Genomic DNA, 13,084 nt, shown 5'->3' with positions numbered 1-13,084 from the left:
GCGGCGGTATCGCCTGGCCATTGATGAAGGAGTCATGCCATGAGCATTCAACGGTCTTACAAGGGCAGTTGTTTTTGCGGCGCGGTCGAGTTCACCGTCAGCGGTGAGCCGGCCGCAATGGGCTATTGCCATTGCGAGTCGTGTCGGCATTGGTCAGCAGGACCGGTCAATGCCTTCACGCTGTGGAAACCCGACGCGGTGCAAGTGACTCGGGGGGCGGACAACATCGGCACCTACAACAAGACACCGCGCAGCTACCGCAAGTGGTGCAAGACGTGCGGCGGACATCTCTTCACGGAACACCCCGAGATGGGGCTGATCGACGTGTATGCCGCGGTCATTCCGGATCTCGCGTACTCGCCGGGTGCTCACGTTCACTATCAGGAGACTGTGCTGCGGATCAAAGATGGATTGCCCAAGCTGAAGGATGTCCCCGGCGAATTAGGGGGATCGGGTATCAGCGTGGATGAATAGCGCTGGCAAAGTATCCGGGGTTCCAACTTGCCGGGTTATGCCGGTTGCGACCTGATCGGCGCTCAAGCAGCGGAACAAATAAAAACGGGCACCGTATAGGCGCCCGTTTTTTCCCCACCATCGTCGCTTACATCAGCCGATGCGGCTTCGACGCCCGGCCAGTCAGCACACTGATTCAGCCTCGCGGATCAGTGCGATTTTTTTGATCCCGAGGAGGCCGCGTTGCTCAACCCTTTCGCGTTGTGATCGCCTGGAGTCGAGGTCGAAATGGCACCTGCTTTGGTGACGCCGCGCGTATCTCTGGATTGGGCGATGCCTGAAGTCGTTGAGCCTTGACCGCGATCACCGTTGCGATCTCTGCCGTAGTGATTTCCGCTTTCACCACGGTCTCGAACGGCCTTGCCGGCATGATCGCTGGCCAGCCCTTTTCCATGACCGTTACTGCCTGAGTTGCCGGAGTGACCTGAACCGCTGTGACCGCCCCCCGTGCCACCGCCATGGCCACCTCCATTGCCACCGCCGTTACCGCCTCCGTTGCCACCGCCGTTACCACCGCCGTTACCACCGCCGTTACCACCGCCACCACCACCACCACCACCACCACCACCACCACCCTCTTTCGCATACGCAGAGTTCATGACGGACAGGTCAGTGGGGAGTAATGGAGCGGCTGCAAGCATCATGGCGCAGGACATGACAGCAAAAAGACTCTTATTCTTTAAAAGCATGATGGCTTCCGTAGGTTGATATCGCGTGTCATAGGACGCAATAACCCCGTTTCAGTTCCAGGCCCTGCGACAGACGGAATGCAATGTATGCAGACTCTGATCAGCATTGTGCCAGGAATGAAAACACGAGCCTTTTGTAAGTGGATTGCAATCGCATTCGTCACTCGAACGCTAATCAAACGCACCGTTCAACACTTCATAAATCAGCCCGGTGGCCAGCGCCACCAAGATCAAATCGGTCCCCGCTTGTTGCCATTCATACCCATCGTAATGAGGCAGCCTGCCGATCAACCGGCCATCCAGTTTTTTGGCAATGCCGGGTGGAAGCGTCTTACCGCGAGCGAGGTTCTTTTGGATGCCGGGTGGCAACGCAGGGCCGGGGCTCCAGTAGTCCCGATAGCCGCCCACAATCCCCAGAATGCTGTTGCGATTGATACTCGGGCCATGATCCCAATTGCCGCCGCCGGAGTTTTTGCCTTTGCCGGCCTGGCCTCCCTGGTTGCCATGGGCCTGGCTGTTTTGCGGATTTCCCTTGCCGTTTCCCTGGCCCTTTCCATTACCGGGATCGGCCAATGCAGTGGCCGAGCCACAGGTCAGAGCAAGACTGGTTACAGCGGCAATCAACGAGCGAGATGTGAACATTGGGTCGTTCCTTCAGAATGGGGAATATCCCTCTTTGAAATTTAGTCGCTATTGAAGATATTAGTTCCCTTCTTACCGCCAAAAGAACTGAACCGATAACAATGACTTCAATATCCATGGGCCGGAGCAGTCTTGCTCTATAGACTCATTAAGCCTATCTTTGAATCTATAGATTCAGCTGGGAGTTATTGAACCATGGCAGTCCCCCTCCAGGAACAAGCCTTTACCAAGAGCCAATGCGTGACAGGCCTGCGCGCCGCCGTCGGCATCCTCGAAAAATGGCGCGCCTCCAGCGATCAGGCCTGCCGCATCCTGCGCATCTCCCGCAGCACCTACACCCGCGCCCGGCAACGCGATCCCTCGTGGTCCGTGGCGCTGGACTCCGATCAGATGCAGCGCATCAGTTTTGTCCTCAACATCCACGCCGCATTGCGCCTGGTCTTCGATAACCCGGAAAACGTTTACGGCTTCCCGTCGATGGCCAACCACAACGAGTTTTTCAATGGGCGTAGCCCGCTCGAAATCATGGCTCAAGGCGACATGGTTTCCTTGTATGAAACCTTTAAGCGCATCGACGTGCTGCGTGGCGCGCAATGGTGACGGTGAACGAGTTGGCAGCACTGGCCGGTGAGCAGTTGCAGGCTTACCGATTGGTCAATTCAAAGTTTCCACCGATTGCGATGTTTGATGACGTGGCGGATGCGGACGAATTTGAGGTGCTGTATCAGATTCAGGCGCTGACCAATCCCCGGCTGAAGAATGAAGTGGGTCATCTTGAGTTGATTGCCCGGGATCAGATCCCGTTCGGCATTCCTGGCTGCTCTTACGCGACGGCGCCGTTTACCCACGTCAACCCGGCGGGTTCACGGTTCAGCGATGGCGGTTTTGGGGTGCTGTACCTGGCGGACTCCATGGAAACGGCGCTGGCCGAGGTGCGGCATCACCAGAGTCTGTACTGGTCGAATGTGCCGAGCCTCAACTATGAGCGGTTTGTGTTCCGGGGGTTGTCCTGCTCTTTCGTGGATGTGGCGATGAGAGATGCTGCCGCCATTGCGATGACTGATCCTGTTTATGATCCTGACGATTACACCGAGTCGCGGCGCTTGGGGAGGTCTGTTAAAGAGGCGCGCTGTCCTGGGATTCGTTACCACTCTGTGCGGATGCAGGGCAGTTATTGCTGGGCGCTGATGACGCCAAAACCGGTTTTATCGATCATTCAAACAGCGCATTACGAAATGGTCTGGAATGGTCAGGTCACCAGTGTCAGCAAGATCAGCGAGGCTTGAAGCGTCTGGACCGGGCCTTTCGCATTCATTGCCTACGTCGATAGTCACCATCGACTCAATGAAGTTCTCATAAAAAATCCGCGGCGTAACATCGGCTCCATACCAAACAACTACACACCGGAGCACACCCTCATGAAACGCCAAATCCTTCTCAGCATCGCTTTCTCGGTTTTTGCAGTTAACGCTTTCGCCGCTTCGTCTGCTCACCCGATTGTCGCTGAAGGCGGCTCTGATCGTTTGATTGAAAGCCGTGTGGCTGAGGATGGTTCGGATCGTCTGATCGAAAACCGCGTCGCTGAAGGTGGTTCCGACCGTCTGATCGAAAGCCGCGTTGCCGAAGGTGGTTCCGACCGTCTGATCGAAAGCCGCGTTGCTGAAGGTGGCTCGGATCGTCTGATCGAAAACCGCGTTGCTGAAGGTGGTTCCGACCGTCTGATCGAAAACCGCGTTGCCGAAGGTGGTTCGGATCGTCTGATCGAAAGCCGCGCTGCCTGAATGAATGGCTTTACCGAAGTGCTCTATTCGAGCTGGAGCTTGGGCTTTGAGTCGATCTTGATACTTGTCCTATCCTTCTAACCAACCCACAACGCCAGACACCGACATGCCAGCCCCCGAATCCACCCTCCTCGACAGCTGGCACCATAACGCCCACGCCTGGATCGAAGCCATCCGCAGCGGCGCCATCGAAAGCCGCCTCACGGTCACCGACCAGGCGATCCTGCTGGCCGTGCTGGGTCGCCAGCCCGAGCGCGTGCTCGACCTGGGTTGCGGCGAAGGTTGGCTGTTGCGCGCGCTGGACCAACGGGGCATCACGGCAATCGGGGTGGATGGCGATGCGACGCTGGTCGAAGCGGCGCGGACTGCCCGCTCTTCATCGGTGCAGGTGGCGAGCTATGACGAGTTGGTGCAGGCGAAGGTGGACATCGGCCGCGACTACGACCTGATCTGCGCCAACTTCGCCCTGTTGCACCAGGACATCATTCCGCTGCTCGCGGCCATGAACGCCCTGCTCGCCCCGGGTGGTGCGCTGGTGATCCAGACGCTGCATCCGTGGGCCGTGGCGGCAGGCGACTATCAGGATGGTTGGAGGGAAGAGACTTTTGCCGGGTTCAAGGGCCAATGGCAGCCCATGCCGTGGTATTTCCGCACCTTGTCCAGCTGGCTGAATGCGCTGGACATGGCGGGTTTTCGGCTGGCCGGCCTGCAGGAACCGCAGCACCCGCAAAGTCCGGTGCCGCAGTCGTTGCTGTTGGTGGCCGAATGCGCGCAAGGCGCTGTTCAGACGGTCGATTGAGCAACCGCGGCCTGCCGCCCCTTGAACGCCAGCGCAAAGCAGAAAAATATCGCCAGGGCGAACCCCGCCGGGAACAACCAGATGCTCTTCCAGTCATGGCTGCCTGTCAGCGCATAGTGGTCAGTCACCTGCCCTGCGACCCAGAATCCGATCAGCATGCCCAGGCCGTAGGTCGCCAAAGTGATGAGCCCTTGGGCCGAGCTTCTGAAACGCTCCGGTGCCTTGGCGTCGGTATAGATCTGGCCGGACACGAAGAAGAAGTCGTAGCAGATGCCATGCAGGGCGATGCCGGTAAACAGCATGAACGCCAGGTCGCCATTGTTACCGTAGGCGAACAACAGGTAGCGCAAGGCCCACGCCAACATGCCCACCAAGAGCGCAATCTTGATCCCGAAACGGTGAATGAACAGCGGCAGAAGCAGCATGAACAGCACTTCGGAAACCTGCCCGATGGCCATTTTCGCCGTCGGGTTGGTCACGCCGATTTCCGCCAGAAACGGATTGGCATTCTGGTAATAAAACGCGAGCGGAATGCAGATCAGAATGGAGGCGATGAAGAACACCAGGTAACTGCGGTCCTTCAGCAAACTCAATGCATCCAGCCCGAGCATTTGCTTGAGGCCGCTGCGCCCTTCTTCGGGTTTCAGTGGCGCGGTGCGCGGCAGGGTGAAGCTGTAGAGGCCGAGCACCAGAGAGGCCATTGCCGACATCAGAAAGGTGTTGCGCAGCCCGCCTGACGAAATCAGAGCCTGGGAGTCCCAGGCAAACACAAAGCTGATCACCACACCGGCCACGATCCAGCCGATGGTGCCCCACACGCGGATGCGGGAGAACTCGAGGGCCGGGTCGCTCATCTGCCGGAACGCCACTGAATTCACCAGTGCCAGGGTCGGCATGTAGATCATCATGTACGCCAGCACATACGGGTAGAACGTGCCGAAATCCGGCGCTCGATACAGCTGATACAGCAACACGGCGCCCACCAGGTGCAGCACCGCGAGGATGCGCTCGGCGTTGAAGAAACGGTCGGCGATCAAGCCGATCACAAAGGGCGCGATGATCGCGCCCCAGGACTGGGTCGAGAACGCCATGCCAATCTGCCCGCCGCTGGCGCCCAGGTTACTGGCGAGGAACGTACCGAGGGTGACGAACCATCCGCCCCAGATAAAGAATTGCAGGAACATCATGGCGCTCAATCGCGCGGTCATCGTGGACATAACAGTCACCGTCTTATTGTTTTTTTTGTTGGAGAGAGAAGCGAACAACGTTGTGATCAGGCGTCGGGCAACCCCAGCAATCGTCGATTGAAAGCGTCGTCCGATTGCACGCTGGCGAAATCGTCGAAGGCCTTCTGCGTCCTGGTGATCATGTGCTGCTCGATGAACGCCGCCCCTTCTGCGGCGCCCTGGGCGGAGTCCTTCAGGCAGCACTCCCACTCAAGCACGGCCCAGCCGCTGAAGTCGTATTGGGTCAGTTTGCTGAAGATCGATTTGAAGTCGATCTGCCCATCGCCCAGCGAACGGAAACGCCCCGGCCGCTCGACCCAGCCTTGGTAACCGCCATAGACGCCCGAGCGGGCATCGGGCCGAAACTCGGCGTCTTTGACGTGGAACATACGGATGCGCGCGTGGTAGCGATCGATGAAACCCAGGTAGTCCATTTGCTGGAGCAGCAGATGACTGGGGTCATACAAAATCGCCGCGCGTGGATGGTGGTCCACCGCCTCCAGAAAACGCTCGAACGAGGCGCCGTCGTGCAGGTCTTCACCGGGGTGGATTTCGTAGCACAGGTCGACACCGGCCTCCTCGAAGCAATCAAGAATCGGCAACCAGCGTTTCGCCAGTTCGGCAAAGCCTTGTTCGACCAACCCGCTTGGGCGTTGCGGCCAGGGGTAGATATAGGGCCACAGCAGCGCACCGGAAAAGGTTGCGTGGGCCTTCAACCCCAAGCGCTGACTGGCCCGTGCCGCGAGCTTCAACTGTTCGATCGCCCACTCGGTGCGCGCTTGCGGCTGGCCGTGCAGATGCGCGGGGGCAAAGTCGTCGAACAAGGCGTCGAACGCCGGATGCACCGCCACCAATTGGCCTTGCAGGTGCGTCGACAACTCGCTGATCTCGACGCCCGCCTGGGCGCAGATGGCTGTTAATTCGTCGCAGTATTCCTGGCTGTCGGCGGCGCGGGCCAGGTCGATGTATTGCGTGCCCAAGGTGGGCAATTGAATGGCCTTGTAGCCTTGGGACGCCGCCCACTGGGCAATATTGGCCAGCGTGTCGAAGGGCGCTTCGGCGGACATGAACTGCGCAAGGAAGATCCCCGGGCCGCGCAGGCCTGCTTGAGAAGTAGGGTTCACGGGCGAGTGCTCCGGGTTCATTGAGGGCAGACCAATTCGGTCCATTTCGTGTCGCCACGATGACTGGCAATCACGGTTTCGATGAAGGCCATGCCGCGCAGTCCGACGTCGATGCCGGGTACGCCAGGGGCCGCGTTGCCGCCGACGTTGCTGCGGATCGCCGTGGCGAAATCGCCGTAGAGGTTGGCCATGGCTTCCAGATAGCCTTCGGGATGCCCGGCTGGCAGACGCATGCGCCGGGTCGCGGCGTCGCACAACCAGGGTTGGCCGACACCGGAACGCAAAACTCGCATCGGTTGATCCAGGGAGCGATGGACCAGGCTCGACGGTTCTTCCTGACGCCATTCCAGGCCGCCCTTGTCACCGTAGACGCGGATCTTCAACGGGTTCTCTTCGCCCGCGCAGACCTGGCTGGCAATCAACACACCGCTCGCGCCGTCGGCCATCTTGAACAGCATCGCAGCGTCATCGTCCAGTTGCCGGCTGGCAACGTGGGTATTCAACATCGCGCACAAGTGCTGGATGGGTTGATCCGCCACGAATTCGGCCAAAGAAAAGGCATGGGTGCCGATATCGCCGATGCAGCCTCCCAGCCCGGACTGCTCAGGCAGATCGCGCCAGCCGGCCTGCTTGTTGCCCTGCCCCGCCACATCCTCGCTCAGCCAACCCTGGGGGTACTCGACAATCACCTTGCGCACGGTGCCGATCACGCCGTCGCGAACCATTTGCCGCGCCTGCCAGACCATCGGATAGCCCAGGTACGTGTGGGCCAGGCCATAGAGGCGATCGCCGCGCTCAAGCACAGCCTTGAGCGGCAGCAACTCGGCCAGATTCAACGCGGCCGGTTTTTCGCTGAACACATGAAAGCCCGCACTCAGCGCCTGGCTGGCAATCGGGGCGTGCAGGTGATTGGGGGTGACAATGATCAGCAATTCCATGCGCTGATCGGCGGGTAGCGCACTCTCGGCCTCCAGCATCTGCCGCCAGTCGCTGTAGCAGCGCGATGCGGACAACCCCAGTGCGGCGCCGGTGTCCTGATTGTTGCGGGCATCGCGACTGAACGCGCCACACACCAACTCAAAACGGCCATCGAGCCCGGCGGCCTGACGGTGGGCCTGACCGATGAAGGCGCCCTCCCCGCCACCGACAAAGCCCATTCTTATTTTTTTCACTAGAACAGTCATCGCAATTCTTCTCTGATTAAGGCGGCTTCAGGCATGAATCCGAAAGCCGATGTAACCGGTTACATCTTGACGGAAATTTAGGCTCTGTTTGACGAGGTGTCAAACCCGGGATGAATCGCCACGAAAATTTCAGGGGTGGCCTGACCTGCGTTAAGCTCGCCGCTGCACAGTTCGATAACGAGGTGGTCTTGTCCAATATCCGCGAAGTAGCCAGACTGGCCGGCGTCTCCGTCGCCACGGTGTCCAGGACGCTGAAGTCGCCTGAACGCGTGCTCCCCGACACGCGCGACAAGGTCAACGCCGCCGTGGAAAAAGCCGGTTATCGACCGAACCAGATGGCGGTGCAATTTCGCTCGCGCAGAACCGGCAACCTGGTGATTCTGGTGCCAACCATCGCCAACACCTTTTTCGCCAAGGTGATCAGCGGCGCGCAACAAGCCGCACAACTCGCCGGGTATCGGCTTTTGTTGTGCGACACCCAGGGTCGTGAAGAGATCGAACGGGAATTTGCCGAACTGGTGTACGCCCATCAGGCCGATGGCGTGATCCAGTTGCGCGCCTATGACCCTTTTCAAGCGCCCTTCCCCAGCGTCGATTTACCGCCAATCGTCAATGCCTGCGAGGTGATTCAAGGCGGCCGTCATCCCACCATCAGCCTCGACAACCGCGCGGCCGCCAAGGCCATGACCGAACATTTGATCGAACTGGGCCACCGCCGGATCGGCCTGATCAAAGGCCCGAAAAGCAGCCCGCTGACCCGCGATCGCGTGGCCGGTTATCAGGACGCCTTGCATCAGGCCGGTATCGCGTCGGATCCCGCGCTGATCTGCCATGGCGATTTCAGTCTGAAAGCCGGTCATGACGGCGCCGCCGTAATGCTGGAATTACCCGACTGCCCCACGGCGCTGTTTTGCGAAAACGATGAAATGGCCATCGGCGCGTTGAAACGCATCAAGCAACAAGGCTTGCGCGTCCCCGAGGACATTTCATTGGTGGGTTTCGACGACATCCCCTTTGCGGCGTACTGCGACCCGCCCCTGACGACCATCTCGCAACCGGCCGAAACCTTCGGCCAGAAAGCCGTCGAGATGTTGATTGCGCTGATCGAGAAGAAACCGCTCGAACAGCGGCATGTGGTGTTGCCGTTTGAATTGACGTTGCGTAATAGCACGGCGGTTGTCATGGAGCTCTGACGGATTACCCAAGTGACCGCGCCCCGATTGCAGCGTTAAAATCCGACGGGTTTGGTCCACCTGTTTGAGGAACCCCCGTTATGTCCAGTCTCGACACCTCCCTGCAAGACACCGCCGCGCCTGAAGGCGTTTGTTATGGCTGCGGCAGCAGCAATCCGCACGGGCTTCACATCAAGAGTTTCTGGGATGAAGACGGCGTGCATGTCATGGCCGAACACATGCCTGATCCCATGTATTGCGGCTGGCCGGATCTGGTGTACGGCGGATTGATCGCGATGCTGGTGGACTGTCATTCAAACTGGACGGCGATGGCCTGGCACTACCGGACGGAAAACCGCGAAGTCGCCAGCCTCCCCCGCATCAATTGCGTCACCGGCAACCTTGGCATCAAGTTCATCAAACCGACACCCATGGGTGTACCGCTGACCCTGCGTGCCCGAGTGGAAGGTGATGTCGGGCGCAAAACACGCGTCATCTGCGAGGTCTACGCCGGGGACGTGCTTACGGCGGTTGGAGACTCCGTTTTTGTTCGCGTGGATACCGAACAATTGGCGGCGGTTGCCCATAGTCGGTAAGTTGTTTCCATGCTCCAGAGACAGTCTGTTTGGGCGCAGGTCTTTTATTCCCTCAGGGCTAAAATCGACTCATAACGGTCAGTCATGACTAATTGCAATCGGACAATAGCGCTCATTGGTGTCTTGGAAATTAGCAGCGATTCAAGTAAATCGTAATATCCTTAAATACCGAAGTTAAAGGCTATGGATATTCGCGGCCTCCTCCCTTCAAAACGTCGCACTGAATGCATTAGCCACGACGGAAACATGATGAATGTTCCACTTCTGGCGGCACAAGTACTACTAAAGCCGGCAGTAAGGCAATCTTCGACTCTCATGCGCAGAGCAGGATTGTATGTCGATGCAACCATACCGCGCGGGTCTATAAACTCCAGATCACCTCCAACGGCTGGATCGTCCTCTCGGCCGCCGGCGTCGACCCAGTAAACCCCTGACCAAAACGCGCCAGGGTGCCCATGAAGTGAATTGCTGTGGCCTGCCTCATTCACATTCGCCCACGCGTTGAGTTTCCATTCGAAATTGGGCTCAGTTAATCCATATTGCTCGCTATGAACCGCAGTCAGTTGAACAGCAAATTCTGTGGCAAACCTCACCAAAGCATCGCAGGCTTCCCCTCCCCACTTAGGGAAATCGTTCGCGGACTGCCAGCCGCCGTCATTGCTATGACACGTGCCATTGCGATCTAGCGCCATACGACGTGTGACGATAGTTTTCAGCTCGGCATTTAGTCTTTCTGCGTCGGGGTACTGGATACTGGCGAGGGGGGTTGCGAACAGCCGTCGAATCTTTATCAGTTCAGGATTTATTAGAGTGTTGCTCGACTGCATTGCGTTTTTCCAAGTTACGCGAGTTGCAAAAAACTATACCGATTGAAATAGAGGACTGATGTAAACCTTTGTTAAAAACCTTGTAGTTATGCGTCGCCGTAAAGCCGAGCGTTCTCGTGCGTGACCATTAGAAATTGGCCAGAAGTCGTCAATCAAAGCCACGAAACTTTGTTGCTGCAAGGGCGTTCCTGAACATGCTCCATGACGGATCCACGCCCCTCCAATAAGTCCCGTCTCGTACCCACCGTCTGACTTCAGACTGTATGGCATAAGCCGGTGCCTCCACCGCATTGAAATCTTGTGTATACCGCAGGGCAAACCCTTCTACCCCCCATTCCTGATACTGCTGCACATGCTTGAGTTCGTGAGCCCACAGCGCGTTGTTCTCTTCAGCAGTTTGAGCATCCCGTCCTGGGCTGGCACGTCAAGGGTCAGGCACAGAACAAACAGCGCCACCAGACGCGTGGTGATGGGCGGCATTGGGCGCTCCAGGGACGGACGCTGCTCGGCATAGTTTCAGCGTAGTCCCGAGCAGCCCCTCCGTGTTGCGGCACGCCTTATCGCAGCTTAAAAGCACCATTGGCCCGCGGCGTTGAACTCACACATCATTCGCATCGTCTAGCGCTTAGGGAGGGCCAATGCGTCGCCCCTCACACCCGGTTCGTTTCAAGGACATTGCCATGACTGCTACGCCCGCACATTTGAATTACTTGCATGACACCCTGCTGGGCCCTATCGCAAAAAGCGTTGATTGCGACATTGTCATCACGCCTATCACCCCTGGAGCTTTTCAGGTGCGGGTGTTAGCGCCCGTGCCAGATGACCTGCACAAGGCACATTCCGTAAGCATTACCCTCTCCCCACAGCGGCAGATGACAGGCACGGTGTTACACGCGCGCACATTAGATAACGGGGATCTGGAATTGCAGATCGATGTCTGAAATCCATTGGCATAGCCAGGCCTCGGAGAGCGTTTATGAACAACACGCAAGCTGTGACAGGTGCCGTGCAAACCCTGATGTTTGAACGCAACGAATGGGTCCCCAACAACCCGCGCCTGCCGGTACTCATTTACCCCAACGCGATTGCACTTCAAGGCGATGACCCGGCTGCGCTGTTCGAGCAAACCTTCAGTGCCAATGGCTGGCCACCTCAATGGCGATACGGAGTTTATAGCTACCACCACTACCATACCGAAGGTCATGAAGTGCTTGGCATCGCCAGCGGTCGCGCCCGGTTGATGCTGGGCGGCCCGGAGGGTCATGTACTTGAAGTCAGTCCAGGCGACGTGTTGCTACTTCCGGCGGGGACCGGCCACTGTAATCTGGACTCCAGCGAAGACTTTCTGGTCGTCGGTGCTTATCCGCCGGGTCAACATGCCGATATCTGCCGCGAGGCTCCTACCAAGGCTCAACTGGCGAGCATCGACACGCTGCCGTTTCCCGACCAGGACCCGGTGCAAGGTTTAAAGGGCGCCGTACACCAGTTTTGGATTGGCCAGCGTTGAACGGCTGCGATCAATCACGAACGGCACGCACCTTTCCGCTGAAGACTTTGAAGCCGTAGGTGTTGTAGATGAGCGTGACCGGGATCAGCACGGCGAAACCGACCAGCATGAACATCTGACTGTTGGGACTTGAGGCGGCCGCTTGCAAGGTCAGGTGCGGCGGGACAATCAATGGATAGAGCGCTGCAATCATCAATGCGAACGCCAGGATGAAGATTCCCAAAGCGGCGAACAGCGGCTGGTAATGCCGGCGGGTGCGAAAACCCAAGGTGAAACCGATCAGCAGAACGCCGAGCAGTATGGCGGCTGGCAGCCAGACAAGACGATCAGAAAGTCGATGGGCATATTGGACGTCGAGTGTCGCTGTCCAGACCACCAACACGGCCAACAGCACCAAGGTCACGACGGCCAGCCCCCTCGCCTGTCGACCTGATCGCCGTTGCAGGTCTTCGACAGTGCGCCAATACAGCCAACAGGCGCCCAACCACGTGTAGCCCACGACAAGCACCGCGCCGCAAAACAGCGGAAACAGACCTGACCACTCCCAGCCGTCCCCGCTGTACTGCCCGTCCTGATTCGGCACGCCTTGTACCAGCGTGCCTAACACAATCCCCTGAGTGGCCCCGGCCAGCAGCGAACCGACCAGCAGCAGACCATCGACCCCGCGCTTGATGCGATTGCCGGGCGAGTAGTCTCGAAACTCCAGCGCTACCGCGCGAAGAATCAAGGCCAGGAACATGGTGATAAACGGCAGATATAACGCAGGCAGCAGGATCGCGTATGCCAGCGGAAACAAGGCCAGCAGACCACCGCCTCCCAGCACGAGCCAGGTTTCATTAGCGTCCCAGATCGGCAGGATGGTCACGGCCATGGTACGGCGGTGCTGACTGCTTCGGGTAAGGCCGAGCAGTACGCCCACCCCCAGATCAGTGCCGTCCAGCAGCACGTAGTTCAACACCGAGAAGGCCAGGGCCGCAGCGGACAGCAGGGTTATCCAGTCATTGTCCAACATGGATGCAGGCCC

General features: G+C 58.4%; 16 protein-coding genes and 1 pseudogene. 9 read left to right on the top strand and 8 right to left on the bottom strand.

The features are described 5' to 3' along the window. The first annotated feature begins 39 nt into the window (after window positions 1–39). Complete coding sequence (locus tag ACIQV9_RS00320) at window positions 40–474, top strand: GFA family protein (protein WP_403096671.1); 435 nt, start codon at window positions 40–42, stop codon at window positions 472–474. Between the two features lie 188 nt (window positions 475–662). Here ACIQV9_RS00320 and ACIQV9_RS00315 read toward each other — a convergent pair whose 3' ends face one another. Then, window positions 663–1,202, bottom strand: coding sequence for a hypothetical protein (locus tag ACIQV9_RS00315; RefSeq protein WP_403096668.1), 540 nt, complete (start codon window positions 1,200–1,202; stop codon window positions 663–665). Between the two features lie 171 nt (window positions 1,203–1,373). Then, window positions 1,374–1,844 carry an anti-virulence regulator CigR family protein gene (locus ACIQV9_RS00310; protein WP_403096665.1) on the bottom strand — a complete coding sequence of 157 codons (471 nt, stop codon included), beginning with the start codon at window positions 1,842–1,844 and terminating at the stop codon, window positions 1,374–1,376. Window positions 1,845–2,039: 195 nt separating this feature from the next. Between ACIQV9_RS00310 and ACIQV9_RS00305 the strand changes: the two genes are divergently transcribed. The 4 genes from ACIQV9_RS00305 to ACIQV9_RS00290 all read left to right on the top strand — a co-directional run bounded on the left by ACIQV9_RS00305 (window position 2,040) and on the right by ACIQV9_RS00290 (window position 4,424). Next, a complete protein-coding gene (locus tag ACIQV9_RS00305; protein ID WP_403096662.1) occupies window positions 2,040–2,444 on the top strand; it encodes an antitoxin Xre-like helix-turn-helix domain-containing protein in 405 nt (134 codons plus the stop codon). After that, window positions 2,438–3,130 (top strand): RES family NAD+ phosphorylase, encoded by a 693-nt coding sequence (locus ACIQV9_RS00300; RefSeq protein WP_403096659.1) that lies wholly within the window; start codon window positions 2,438–2,440, stop codon window positions 3,128–3,130. The genes ACIQV9_RS00305 and ACIQV9_RS00300 overlap by 7 nt, the downstream gene beginning before the upstream one ends. A gap of 132 nt (window positions 3,131–3,262) precedes the next feature. Next, the gene (locus ACIQV9_RS00295; RefSeq protein WP_403096657.1) at window positions 3,263–3,625 is read left to right on the top strand and encodes a hypothetical protein; all 363 of its coding nucleotides are present in this window, start codon (window positions 3,263–3,265) and stop codon (window positions 3,623–3,625) included. 106 nt (window positions 3,626–3,731) lie between these two features. Continuing rightward, a complete protein-coding gene (locus ACIQV9_RS00290) occupies window positions 3,732–4,424 on the top strand; it encodes a class I SAM-dependent methyltransferase (protein WP_403096654.1) in 693 nt (230 codons plus the stop codon). On the opposite strand, the gene ACIQV9_RS00285 is transcribed toward ACIQV9_RS00290, so the two are convergent. Genes ACIQV9_RS00285 through ACIQV9_RS00275 form a run of 3 tightly spaced genes read right to left on the bottom strand, consistent with a single transcriptional unit; the run spans window position 4,409 to window position 7,931 of the window. Continuing rightward, on the bottom strand, window positions 4,409–5,641 hold the full coding sequence (locus ACIQV9_RS00285) for a nucleoside permease (protein ID WP_403096651.1): 1,233 nt from the start codon (window positions 5,639–5,641) through the stop codon (window positions 4,409–4,411). The two genes, ACIQV9_RS00290 and ACIQV9_RS00285, sit on opposite strands and share 16 nt — an antisense overlap. Window positions 5,642–5,697: 56 nt before the next feature. Beyond that, window positions 5,698–6,795 carry a sugar phosphate isomerase/epimerase family protein gene (locus tag ACIQV9_RS00280; protein ID WP_403097613.1) on the bottom strand — a complete coding sequence of 366 codons (1,098 nt, stop codon included), beginning with the start codon at window positions 6,793–6,795 and terminating at the stop codon, window positions 5,698–5,700. Continuing rightward, entirely contained in the window at window positions 6,792–7,931 is a 1,140-nt protein-coding gene (locus ACIQV9_RS00275; RefSeq protein WP_403097611.1) for a Gfo/Idh/MocA family protein, read from the bottom strand. Before ACIQV9_RS00275 ends, ACIQV9_RS00280 begins: the two co-directional genes overlap by 4 nt. 215 nt (window positions 7,932–8,146) lie before the next feature. Between ACIQV9_RS00275 and ACIQV9_RS00270 the strand changes: the two genes are divergently transcribed. Both ACIQV9_RS00270 and ACIQV9_RS00265 read left to right on the top strand, forming a co-directional pair. Further along, window positions 8,147–9,151, top strand: a complete 1,005-nt coding sequence (locus ACIQV9_RS00270; RefSeq protein ID WP_403097608.1) for a LacI family DNA-binding transcriptional regulator — start codon at window positions 8,147–8,149, stop codon at window positions 9,149–9,151. Between the two features lie 80 nt (window positions 9,152–9,231). Then, window positions 9,232–9,726: a PaaI family thioesterase gene (locus ACIQV9_RS00265; RefSeq protein WP_403096646.1), complete on the top strand. Its 495-nt coding sequence runs from the start codon at window positions 9,232–9,234 to the stop codon at window positions 9,724–9,726. Between the two features lie 161 nt (window positions 9,727–9,887). On the opposite strand, the gene ACIQV9_RS00260 is transcribed toward ACIQV9_RS00265, so the two are convergent. Continuing rightward, entirely contained in the window at window positions 9,888–10,553 is a 666-nt protein-coding gene (locus tag ACIQV9_RS00260; RefSeq protein WP_403096644.1) for a TIGR02466 family protein, read from the bottom strand. Window positions 10,554–10,701: 148 nt separating this feature from the next. Continuing rightward, window positions 10,702–10,962 (bottom strand): annotated as a pseudogene (locus ACIQV9_RS00255) (DUF4157 domain-containing protein); the annotation flags it as partial. A gap of 271 nt (window positions 10,963–11,233) precedes the next feature. Here ACIQV9_RS00255 and ACIQV9_RS00250 point away from each other — a divergent pair. After that, window positions 11,234–11,494: a hypothetical protein gene (locus tag ACIQV9_RS00250; protein ID WP_403096641.1), complete on the top strand. Its 261-nt coding sequence runs from the start codon at window positions 11,234–11,236 to the stop codon at window positions 11,492–11,494. A gap of 35 nt (window positions 11,495–11,529) precedes the next feature. Continuing rightward, window positions 11,530–12,060: a cupin gene (locus ACIQV9_RS00245; protein ID WP_403096638.1), complete on the top strand. Its 531-nt coding sequence runs from the start codon at window positions 11,530–11,532 to the stop codon at window positions 12,058–12,060. Between the two features lie 10 nt (window positions 12,061–12,070). Here the strand turns inward: ACIQV9_RS00245 and cydB are convergent, their stop codons facing one another. After that, window positions 12,071–13,072: a cytochrome d ubiquinol oxidase subunit II gene (cydB, locus tag ACIQV9_RS00240; protein ID WP_403096636.1), complete on the bottom strand. Its 1,002-nt coding sequence runs from the start codon at window positions 13,070–13,072 to the stop codon at window positions 12,071–12,073. Between the last annotated feature and the right edge of the window lie 12 nt (window positions 13,073–13,084).

The sequence above is a fragment of the Pseudomonas sp. NPDC099000 genome (assembly GCF_044759925.1).
In the GTDB taxonomy this organism is placed as follows: Bacteria; Pseudomonadota; Gammaproteobacteria; order Pseudomonadales; family Pseudomonadaceae; genus Aquipseudomonas.
The sequence above is the reverse complement of the archived record's forward strand: the minus strand, read 5'-3'. Positions and strand labels throughout refer to the sequence as shown.

What these genes read in the sequence shown, in the direction of transcription:
- ACIQV9_RS00320 (WP_403096671.1), top strand. Translation starts at nt 40, where the DNA reads ATGAGCATTCAACGGTCTTACAAGGGCAGTTGTTTTTGCGGCGCGGTC.
- ACIQV9_RS00315 (WP_403096668.1), bottom strand. Translation starts at nt 1,202, where the DNA reads ATGCTTTTAAAGAATAAGAGTCTTTTTGCTGTCATGTCCTGCGCCATG.
- ACIQV9_RS00310 (WP_403096665.1), bottom strand. Translation starts at nt 1,844, where the DNA reads ATGTTCACATCTCGCTCGTTGATTGCCGCTGTAACCAGTCTTGCTCTG.
- ACIQV9_RS00305 (WP_403096662.1), top strand. Translation starts at nt 2,040, where the DNA reads ATGGCAGTCCCCCTCCAGGAACAAGCCTTTACCAAGAGCCAATGCGTG.
- ACIQV9_RS00300 (WP_403096659.1), top strand. Translation starts at nt 2,438, where the DNA reads ATGGTGACGGTGAACGAGTTGGCAGCACTGGCCGGTGAGCAGTTGCAG.
- ACIQV9_RS00295 (WP_403096657.1), top strand. Translation starts at nt 3,263, where the DNA reads ATGAAACGCCAAATCCTTCTCAGCATCGCTTTCTCGGTTTTTGCAGTT.
- ACIQV9_RS00290 (WP_403096654.1), top strand. Translation starts at nt 3,732, where the DNA reads ATGCCAGCCCCCGAATCCACCCTCCTCGACAGCTGGCACCATAACGCC.
- ACIQV9_RS00285 (WP_403096651.1), bottom strand. Translation starts at nt 5,641, where the DNA reads ATGTCCACGATGACCGCGCGATTGAGCGCCATGATGTTCCTGCAATTC.
- ACIQV9_RS00280 (WP_403097613.1), bottom strand. Translation starts at nt 6,795, where the DNA reads ATGAACCCGGAGCACTCGCCCGTGAACCCTACTTCTCAAGCAGGCCTG.
- ACIQV9_RS00275 (WP_403097611.1), bottom strand. Translation starts at nt 7,931, where the DNA reads ATGGGCTTTGTCGGTGGCGGGGAGGGCGCCTTCATCGGTCAGGCCCAC.
- ACIQV9_RS00265 (WP_403096646.1), top strand. Translation starts at nt 9,232, where the DNA reads ATGTCCAGTCTCGACACCTCCCTGCAAGACACCGCCGCGCCTGAAGGC.
- ACIQV9_RS00260 (WP_403096644.1), bottom strand. Translation starts at nt 10,553, where the DNA reads ATGCAGTCGAGCAACACTCTAATAAATCCTGAACTGATAAAGATTCGA.
- ACIQV9_RS00250 (WP_403096641.1), top strand. Translation starts at nt 11,234, where the DNA reads ATGACTGCTACGCCCGCACATTTGAATTACTTGCATGACACCCTGCTG.
- ACIQV9_RS00245 (WP_403096638.1), top strand. Translation starts at nt 11,530, where the DNA reads ATGAACAACACGCAAGCTGTGACAGGTGCCGTGCAAACCCTGATGTTT.
- cydB (WP_403096636.1), bottom strand. Translation starts at nt 13,072, where the DNA reads ATGTTGGACAATGACTGGATAACCCTGCTGTCCGCTGCGGCCCTGGCC.